This window comes from Petrotoga sp. DB-2 (assembly GCF_054051725.1).
This window is the reverse complement of sequence record NZ_JBSVZD010000046.1, coordinates 1-9,104: the sequence shown is the minus strand read 5'-3', so window position 1 is coordinate 9,104 and position 9,104 is coordinate 1. Positions and strand designations below refer to the sequence as shown.

The following is a 9,104-nucleotide window of genomic DNA, read 5'->3' as shown; positions in this document are numbered from 1 at the left end:
CTCAACAAAAAATCTCTGTAATACCTTTTTCATCATCTCTTCAGTCTATTCTATCAACCATATTTGACAAGGAGCCTGAAAAAAGTTGACAAAAGCCGATAAAAATAGTAAAATTGAAGTGTATAAAAAAATAAAAGCCAAGGAACCCTTGGCTTTTATTGGTGGGCTCGGGTGGATTCGAACCACCGACCACCCGGTTATGAGCCGGAAGCTCTAACCAACTGAGCTACGAGCCCGTTTACGTAGATTATTATAGCATTTAAAAAAACATTTGTCAATACTTTTTTTAACAAAGACAATTTTTGCTTGTTATTGTGGTTTTGGGAGGGATAAATAACTCTTAAAGGAGCAGTTAGTGAAATGAGCAACAACGTGGAAAGCCTAAAAAGTCAAGATGACCCTGTTAAAACGCTAATACGAAAATATCCAAGAATTATAGTACTAAAGGCGGTCTTCAATCTCTTAGACAATGAAGAAAAGATAGATCTCGAAAGTTTAGAAAACGAAGTCGTCAAGCTATTAAAAAATTAAAGGGCTGATCTAATCAGCCCTTTAATTTTAATTATTCGGTACATTCTCTACAGGGTAAGAAAGCTCAACCCCCAACAAACAAGCTATTTTTCGAGGAAGGTCTGTGTTATCCATAATACCCACAAATTCCTCAGCACCAGGTCCATAAGCTAATACAGGTACCAACGCACCAGTATGATCATGTGTTGTCCAGCCAATACTTGCTCTTGCGCTTGTAATCTCTGATAAAGCATCTACTTTGTTTTTAGTGGATTCCAAATATGCGATCTCTTCTTCTGACAAATCAAAACCATAATACTCTTTCACGTTGGACTTTAACTCTTCCATATCTTGAGAATTAGCTACAACCCAATCCGTAGTTTTTTGATAATTTCTAACCATTTCCAAATTCATTGTGTATCCACCTGATGACAAACCTAAACCTCCGGTTTCGTGATCAGCAGTGACAATTACCAAGGTATCGGGATTTTCTTTTGCAAAATCTAGAGCAACCTTCACAGCTTCATCGAATTCAACCGTTTCTTTCCAAATTCCAAAAACATCGTTATCGTGAGCTTCCCAATCGATTTGAGAACCTTCAATCATCACAAAGAAAGGAGCATCGTCTTTTGATAAAATCTCTAAGGCTTTGGCGGTCATCTCGGGTAAAAGTGGTTCAGCAGGCGTTCTTTCAGTAACGCTATTCATATGACTTGAAGAGAATAACCCTAAAACTTTATCTCCAGAGTAAGCCATTAACTCTTGCTTAGTGGTTATATAATCGAAACCATTTTCCTTTGCAACAGATATAAGATCTTTTCCATCGGCTCTTTGTGTAGGGTCAAAATGTCTCCAACCCCCTCCTAAAGCAACAGTCAGGTTACTATTAACCAACTGTTCAGCTAGCTTGTCTTCCTCGTCTCTATCGAGAACATGACCATAATAAGCCGCTGGTGTGGCGTGAGTTATTCTTGAAGTTGCAACTACACCCGTTTTGTAGCCTTGCTCAGCCAAAACTTCCGCTATTGTTGGCACGACTTCACCTTCTGGAAGCATTCCAATAAAACCGTTGTAAGTTTTGTAACCACTGGCAAGAGCTGTTCCCGCTGCTGCGGAATCGGTAACGTTGCTATCAGCAGAATAAGTGATGGCGTAACCACTGTAAGGCATCTGCATCATGTAAAGCTCACGGCCCTCTATATAACTCGTTAATAACATCTCGTTTGGACCCATACCATCACCGATGAGAAATATCACGTTTTTCACATCGCCCGCGAAACTGAGCAACGACACCACAAGAACCAACATAACTAACAAAATACCCTTTTTCATACTTTCTACCTCCCTTTGATTTTTTAGTTACACTCTTCTTTAAAAGCTCTGCAAGCTGTTTTAGCGCCCCTTCGCCCCGCTCCCCACCCATAAGGAAGAGGGACCTGCGGTCCCTTAAACCCTCCAAACATCTATAAGGAAAAGGGATGGTGAATCTTCTTTACGCTCCCCACCCATAAGGAAGAGGGACCTGCGGTCCCTTAAACCCTTTAAACATCCATAAGGAAAAGGGATGATGAATCTTCTTTACGCTGTCCGCCCATAGGGAAGAACCTGTAGTTCCTTAGAGCCAAAATCATTATAACCAAAAAACATTTGGGAGGTTTTAAAATATATAAAGAATTACTAAAAAATTGCACTATTTTTGACTACCCCATCGTCTATGTTCACCTCAAAATTCTTAGACTCTATTATCTTCATCAAATCCCTGAAACTTTTGTTTTCGTTCCTCATTTGTTGTGAGGCTGTTTCTTTGATCCTCTTACGCAAAAAGCCCAAGATGTTACTCTTGGTTTTTTCGTTCAAGTTATGATAATGAACTAAAAAGCCTCTATCTCTATTTCCCAACTTCCAAACGATAGGCCTATCTTTATAAAACTTCTTATGAAGTTTTAGGTAATCTTTAAAGACATAACCCCTCAACTCTTTCTTCACAATACGCTCCAATTCAGAGCGCTCCTTGAATAAGGTAGATAACAATCTATTCTCTTCTTCAATTGAAAATCCAAAGGGGATAAAACCCGTATCTCCATTCAAAAGATACTTTTGGATCCCATTATCTATCGTTATAAACCCCAACTTTTTTAAAATCTCCTCTTGGTTACCCATGTTGTTGTAAACCTTAACAGGATTTTGGAAACTTTCTTCTGCTTTTCTTTCCACATAATTATCGTAAGGTTCTCTTCGATGATAGTTGGTTATACCTTCATCGAAAGGCAAAAGGTGGCTCAATGTTTTGATTTTATTATTATAAACATCTCCAATAAGCTTTTCTACTTTAATTAGTTCAGCTTGCTTCAAACCAAATTCGTACAAATATTGGCTTTTCAACAGTTCTTTCAACGGTGGCAAACCATCTACACCTTTATCGCCGGCAAAAGGAAAAAAGGCTGTAGGAATCCCCACCGTCTTATAAATCTCCTCAAAATTTCTCTCTTTCAAACTGTACAACTCCATCACCAGTACATCTATCAACCCTTCAGAAAGAAGCAGATAAGTATCAAGGGCATTTTTGCTTTCTATAAACCCATAAAACTGAGAAACACTATCGATACTCTCCTCGTTGAAATGCAGTTCGTTTGGATATATCTCGATGTTCTGCTTTTTAATCGCCACGTTCAATCTGGCGAGTGCTTCTAACGCCTGAGTCTCAGAAGAATCCTCAAACAAACCTTGTGGAACGGGAAGCTTTTTCAAATCCCCAACTTCCAAATCCACGCTCCCTGCAATAAAACTCTCCAAATAAGAAAACAAACTACTATTGAGCAACCCCAAAAACCTAAAGATATCTTCATCTTTTGAAAAAAACAAACTACTCCCCTTACAATCGAACAAAAATCCAGAAGGAAGGTACCTAAAAGTTGCCCCTTTCGAGGTTGTCATCGTGTAAGTTATACCCTTTTTGAAATAATACTTTCTATTTGGAAGATAATTCCCCATCTTTGACAACAGATTGTAATTCTCTTCATCGAAGGCTATAACCCACCATAAATTGCCATACCATTTATTGTAAGGCCCACCTTTGGCATATGGGACCCATTTCTTTCCATACCTGCCGTAAGGCTGTCTTTCATCTTTAATATGATCAAAACTAATATCCTCTCTTCTAACTTCCCAAAAGTACCTCAAAAACCTTTTGTTATCTCCCGTAGCTATACCCTGTCGTGCATCGGCAAACTTATCTAACGGCTCGTTTTCAAAGGTACGAACAACATCTGAATTCACCCAATAGATGAAAGGGAACCTCGGGACCTTTGTAAAAACCCTCTTATCAACCCTAAAAACATACTTAGAAATATAATCCTCTCTCTTTTCTTTCCAAATAGAAAACAAAGCCTTCTTCTTAGAATCTTTCCCATTAAAAGCAGTCAAGTTTATATATCCACCTAAACTCCCCTCCTCACTTGCCGTGAGGCTGTCTTCACTTTTCCTCAAAACAAACATCGCTGTATCCACTAAAGCGTTATCAAACACCCCTCCAAGACCAAAGTGAACCAATCTTTCTATCTGAAAGTTATTTAATATGAACCTTCTTGTCTTCTCATAGCTTGCAATGAACATAAAAGTTTGAGGGGTAATCATACCAACAAATCCATCCGTCTTCACTAACTCGTAACTCTTTTTGATAAAGCAGGCGTAAAGATTCTTTTTAAACTCACTATAATCCTCGTTTATGTATCTCTTCAACTCAAAATCATAATCAGAAGAATCCAAATAAGGAGGGTTAGTCAAAACAATATCGTACTTCAAAGTAAGCACATCTAAAGCTTTCTTCAATCGCTCATCATCTACACCGGATTCCTTTAAACTCAAAACATCCTCTGTTCTCATCAAACTTCCAATCTTTTCAAACTTCTTCAAATACTCATTTGCCGTGAGGCTGCTCTCCTCTGGGACGGCTACTATGTTTGTTTCAATCTTCTCATAGGCTCCATCCTCCAAAGCCTTCAACCTCAACAACAAATTCGTAATTTCAACCGCGTTCTCATCGATATCTATACCGTATAAGTTCTTAGTAATTATAAGTTTTGCAATCAAAGCATTATCGTAACCCCTTTTTTGGTACATCTCTTTCAACTTATCGTACACCCCAATAACAAAGTTCCCACATCCACAAGCCGGATCTATAATCTTAACATCTTCAACGTCCACACCCTTGTCATCCGTATAATACTTCCCCAACGTATTTTCAACCAAATAATCCACAATCCATTTTGGGGTATAAAACTGTGAAATAGCACCATTTTTAGCCTTTAAATCCTTACTCGCCGTGAGACTGGCTTCGTTGAAATACTGGTAAGACCAAGAAATAATCTCTTCTTTCTTCCAATCTTCATCTTTCACACTCTGAAATAGTTCTCTGACTTTTTCAATCGTTTCGCGAGTAATTCGGTTTTTAATCTTATCTACTAAATAACAACAATCAAAATCTCTATTCAGAAGTTGAACCCCAGAAAAATAATCACCTAAAATATCTGAATCCAACTCATTCTTATCTGCCCTGAGGCTGTTTCTCTTCGCCTGTAAAACTCTTAAAACAATAAAACTCAAAAAAACATCCAGCAAAACGCTTTCCTCATCTGCCGTGAGGCTGTCTTCTTCATTTATGACCTCTCTTTGCAGGATACTCTTAAGCTCCAAAGCCATTTTCTTAACGGATCTGTTCAAAATAAACCACCTTCTCTTCTCTCTTTTTCACCCTAAAATCCTCTTCTCCAAGATAAATCAAACCTTCTTTTGGAACGATCTCCATCAACCTTGAAACGGTTCTATCGTCCAAAAAATTAACTAACTCCTTTGGATGCAAGTTTGTAGAAATTATAACGCTTTTTTGATTTCTATTCACCTCGTCTATAACAATTCTTATCTTCTGCCCTATCCAATCATAACCTTTGGCACCAAGATCGTCTATAAAAATCAAATCAGAATCAAGCGCTCTCTTAACAGCGGCATCGGCACCCTCAAAATTCTCAAAATCCCTCAACACATCCAAAACGCCAATACTACAACCCATAACAGCCGCTTCTTTCAACACAGTAAACCCTAACCTACTCTTCCCCGTACCGTACCCTCCGTACAATATCAAACCAACACCCTTTTCCCACAACTTCTCCTCAACGAAATAACGGCACTTCGTTAAACCCTTCTTCAAATACTCATTCAGTGCAAGAAAATTATCAAACGATGCATCAAGGTAAATCTTTGGAGAAATATCCCTGTAATTCCTACTCCCGTTCAAATAATTCATATATATCGAACACATATAATTATTGCCTAAAATCCCATGTGTTGGGCAATTCCAAGGGTCCTTACAAAAACAGCGCTTCTCAGAAGAATTTGGCATACTTGCTCTCTCCCTTATCGCAAACCTCTTTTTTCTCCTTCCTCATTTGCTGCGAGGCTGTTATCCTCGTCTGCCGTGAAGCCGTCTCTCTTAATTGCAAATCAGCAAACCAAAAAGCACTAGAACTAGCCCCTTTACCCTCCACATTTGTCGTGAGGCTGTCTCCCTTGTGCACCAAAAGTCCGCCTTCATTGTTTGCCGCGGCGAAACTGTCTTTCCTGCTCGCTGTAAGGATGTCTCTCTTGTTTACTATGAGGCTATTTTCCTCATTTGCCGTAAGGTTGTCATTCTTGTCTGCCGCAAGGCTGTCTTCCTCATTTGCCGTAAGGCTGTTCTACTTTCGCGGATAGCAAATAATCAATCCCCTATCCTCAAGTTCGCTCAAAGACTTAGAAACAGTATTCTTGCTAAAAGAAAGAAGCGAAGAAAGCCTTCTAACAGAAAGCATCAAAGGTCCCTCCCAATAACTCTTATTAGCCTCATAAATCAAAAAGAAATAAAGCTTTGTGGCAGAAGAAGAAACCTTCTCCCTCGCATCTTCTCTAAAAAAATTGTTCAAAAGATTAAAAACATTCACAAAATCACCTCAGCACTCCAAAAATTTTTTTCTTCCCAATAGTAATATCTGCAAAAAATCCAAAAATAATTTTTCAAAAAATAAAAAATCCTCTAGATTCAAAGAATAAAAAATCCCCTATGGGCGATATGCATCAAAAAAAATAAATCCTTAAGGGGTGGTGGGCGGGAATAGATAAAAAAATTAAAGTTAAAACTCTTCAACCATCAAAAAACAAGCTTAAAAAAGCTTGCAAAAAGGGATAATAAGGGACGGAGTCCCTTCCACTAGGGGTGGCGGGCGGGAAAAGATAATCAAATAAACTTCATAAATCGACAGCTATTTTAAAGACAAAGCTTCCAAAAAATTTATCAACCAACTATTTTACCCTAGGCTGCAAACCTTCGTTTTCAGCCTACAAAATGAAAAAAAATATATTATATATTTTTATATATTTATATTAATAACATAAAACCTTATAGGGTGTCCCAAAAATTGACCCACAACTGGGTCAAAATTTGACCCAAAACTGTCCCAATTTTTGACCCACCTGTCTCAAAAATTAACCCACTAAAGATGGTGGGCTTTATAAAAAAAGAAATCCTTAAAGGCTGAGAGGGATTAAAAGGGACGAAGTCCCTTCCACAAGGGGCGGTGGGTGGGAAAAGATAATAAATCTTAAAGGCGAAGCCTTCAGCAAGATCACAAAGAGCGCAGCCCTTTAACTTCCCTCAAGCTTTCAAAAAAGGGATCGAAAAGGGGCAGAAGCCCCTTAATCCACTAAGGCCTCTCAGGCCTTTATTCAGGGATCATAAGGGGCGTAGCCCCTTCCACAATGGGCGGTGGGCGGGAATAGATAAATGGTAAACAATAATTTACCACAATTTAAGTATTCTTACGGATACTATTAGTGGAGGTGAGAAAATGAAAGAAATAGTTGGACTAATCCCTGACCTTGTAAAAATGGTGGAAGTACCTGGTAACGGCAAAAAGAAAAAAGAAATCGTGTTAAACGCAGTAAGAGAATTCTTAAAATCCATCGGCAAATACTCTCCGATCATGGACCTAATAATCTCCATACTCATCGACGGAGTAGTAGCGTTACTATTTCCAAAACCAGAAAAAGCATAAAATGATTTCTCCCCGGGGAAGTAAGGCAAAGCAAGGCAAACCAAAGAAAAACAAAAACACACAGGAGGTGGTAACACATGGCAATGAACTTAGAATCAAGAAAAGCAAAGATCGTCTGGATAAGCCTAGTAGACGGAAAAGAAGAAAAAAAGTATAAAAGCTATGACTTATTCACAGACGTAGAAGCAGACATAAAAACCGCCTTACAAGGATTAGTCTCACTCTGTGAAAACACCAACGCAGTCTATTACTTCGACGAAAGCTACGAAATAATCTAAAAAGGAGGAAATAGCGAATGAGAAGATTAAGAATGAAATTCTATGACACAGCAGAAGGAAAAAGCAAAACCCTATCAGTTGATGGAGTATTAGAAACACTAACGCAAGCAGAAATAGAACCAATAATGCAAAGCTTGATAGGCGTATTAGTACCAACAACCGCACAAGTAGACGAAGCAGAAATCGTTGAAACAACGACAAACGAAGTATTCAACCTCATTCAATAAAGAAACGCACTCATGCCTCTTGACGGGGCATGAGTTTTTTTGATATATTAGTATACGCACGTATAACATACTTTGAAAATGCCACACAACTACCCATCCTCAAGATGCTCCTTAGCTTTTAAATAGAGATAATAAGGGACGGAGTCCCTTCCACAAGGGGCGGTGGGCGGGAATAGATTAATAAAAATAAGTTTCTTAAATTGACGAAAATCTAAAGGCAAAGCCTACAGTAGGATTACAAAGGGCGAAGCCCTTTAACTCCTCTAAAGCTTATCAAACTTGAAAAAAGGGTTCTTAAGGGACGGAGTCCCTTAATCCACAAAGGCTTCTCAGGACTTTAAACAGAGATCATAAGGGGCGAAGCCCCTTAATTCACAAAGACCTATCAGGTCTTTAAACAGGGATAATAAGGGACGGAGTCCCTTCCACAAGGGGCGGTGGGCGGGAATAGATTAATAAAAAATAATAAAGGGGGAAACCACCATAAAACATCAAAACTACAACAAACTATCGGACCACGAACTAGTAACACTCTCCAAAAAAGGCGACAAAAAATCAAAAGAAACCCTATTCACCAAATACAAAGGCTTCCTTGTCAACGAAGCAATCAAACTCACCCAAAATTGCGGCATAGACTTTGAAGACAGCTTTGGAAGTTTAACCTACCTCTTCCTATGTGCAATTGACAATTTCAATCTCAAAGGAAATTTCACAGGATACATGAAAAAATTCGTACTATTAAAAATAAAAAGCGACATTGGAAAAAGAAAAGCAAAAATGCCCTACGTACCAAAAGAATACCCCTTTTACCTAAGAAACTTAGAAGAAGTAATGATTGTTGAAGAAGACCTAGCACAACATGAATAAAACAACAACATCCTCAATCAAAATGTAATGAAATTATAATAAAAATTTTGTTTTTATAAAAAATTAGGTTCTCTTCCAAAAAGTGTGGGTAGAAAAAATGAAATATGAACAAATGATTAAATAATCTGGTATCATGTAAG

At 38.2% G+C, this 9,104-nt stretch carries 9 protein-coding genes and 1 tRNA gene; 5 read left to right on the top strand and 5 right to left on the bottom strand.

Annotated elements, in window-relative coordinates:
- Positions 1–159: 159 nt before the first annotated feature.
- Positions 160–236, bottom strand: a tRNA-Ile gene (locus ACW9JY_RS10075).
- Positions 237–360: 124 nt separating this feature from the next.
- Here ACW9JY_RS10075 and ACW9JY_RS10070 point away from each other — a divergent pair.
- Positions 361–531, top strand: a complete 171-nt coding sequence (locus tag ACW9JY_RS10070; RefSeq protein WP_457284273.1) for a hypothetical protein — start codon at positions 361–363, stop codon at positions 529–531.
- A 27-nt stretch (positions 532–558) separates the two neighbouring features.
- Here ACW9JY_RS10070 and ACW9JY_RS10065 read toward each other — a convergent pair whose 3' ends face one another.
- The 4 genes from ACW9JY_RS10065 to ACW9JY_RS10050 form a co-directional block, all read right to left on the bottom strand.
- A complete protein-coding gene (locus ACW9JY_RS10065; protein ID WP_457284272.1) occupies positions 559–1,842 on the bottom strand; it encodes an alkaline phosphatase in 1,284 nt (427 codons plus the stop codon).
- Positions 1,843–2,187: 345 nt separating this feature from the next.
- Positions 2,188–5,229: an Eco57I restriction-modification methylase domain-containing protein gene (locus tag ACW9JY_RS10060; RefSeq protein WP_457284271.1), complete on the bottom strand. Its 3,042-nt coding sequence runs from the start codon at positions 5,227–5,229 to the stop codon at positions 2,188–2,190.
- Positions 5,213–5,809 carry a hypothetical protein gene (locus tag ACW9JY_RS10055; protein ID WP_457284270.1) on the bottom strand — a complete coding sequence of 199 codons (597 nt, stop codon included), beginning with the start codon at positions 5,807–5,809 and terminating at the stop codon, positions 5,213–5,215. The genes ACW9JY_RS10060 and ACW9JY_RS10055 overlap by 17 nt, the downstream gene beginning before the upstream one ends.
- Positions 5,810–6,239: 430 nt before the next feature.
- A complete protein-coding gene (locus ACW9JY_RS10050; protein ID WP_457284269.1) occupies positions 6,240–6,482 on the bottom strand; it encodes a helix-turn-helix domain-containing protein in 243 nt (80 codons plus the stop codon).
- 903 nt (positions 6,483–7,385) lie between these two features.
- On the opposite strand from ACW9JY_RS10050, the gene ACW9JY_RS10045 reads away from it, so the two are divergent.
- The 4 genes from ACW9JY_RS10045 to ACW9JY_RS10030 all read left to right on the top strand — a co-directional run bounded on the left by ACW9JY_RS10045 (position 7,386) and on the right by ACW9JY_RS10030 (position 8,964).
- Positions 7,386–7,592, top strand: coding sequence for a hypothetical protein (locus tag ACW9JY_RS10045; protein ID WP_012209088.1), 207 nt, complete (start codon positions 7,386–7,388; stop codon positions 7,590–7,592).
- A gap of 77 nt (positions 7,593–7,669) precedes the next feature.
- The gene (locus ACW9JY_RS10040; RefSeq protein ID WP_457284268.1) at positions 7,670–7,870 is read left to right on the top strand and encodes a hypothetical protein; all 201 of its coding nucleotides are present in this window, start codon (positions 7,670–7,672) and stop codon (positions 7,868–7,870) included.
- Positions 7,871–7,887: 17 nt separating this feature from the next.
- Entirely contained in the window at positions 7,888–8,097 is a 210-nt protein-coding gene (locus tag ACW9JY_RS10035) for a DUF2922 domain-containing protein (protein ID WP_457284267.1), read from the top strand.
- A 720-nt stretch (positions 8,098–8,817) separates the two neighbouring features.
- Entirely contained in the window at positions 8,818–8,964 is a 147-nt protein-coding gene (locus ACW9JY_RS10030) for a hypothetical protein (protein WP_457284266.1), read from the top strand.
- The last annotated feature ends 140 nt before the right edge of the window (positions 8,965–9,104 follow it).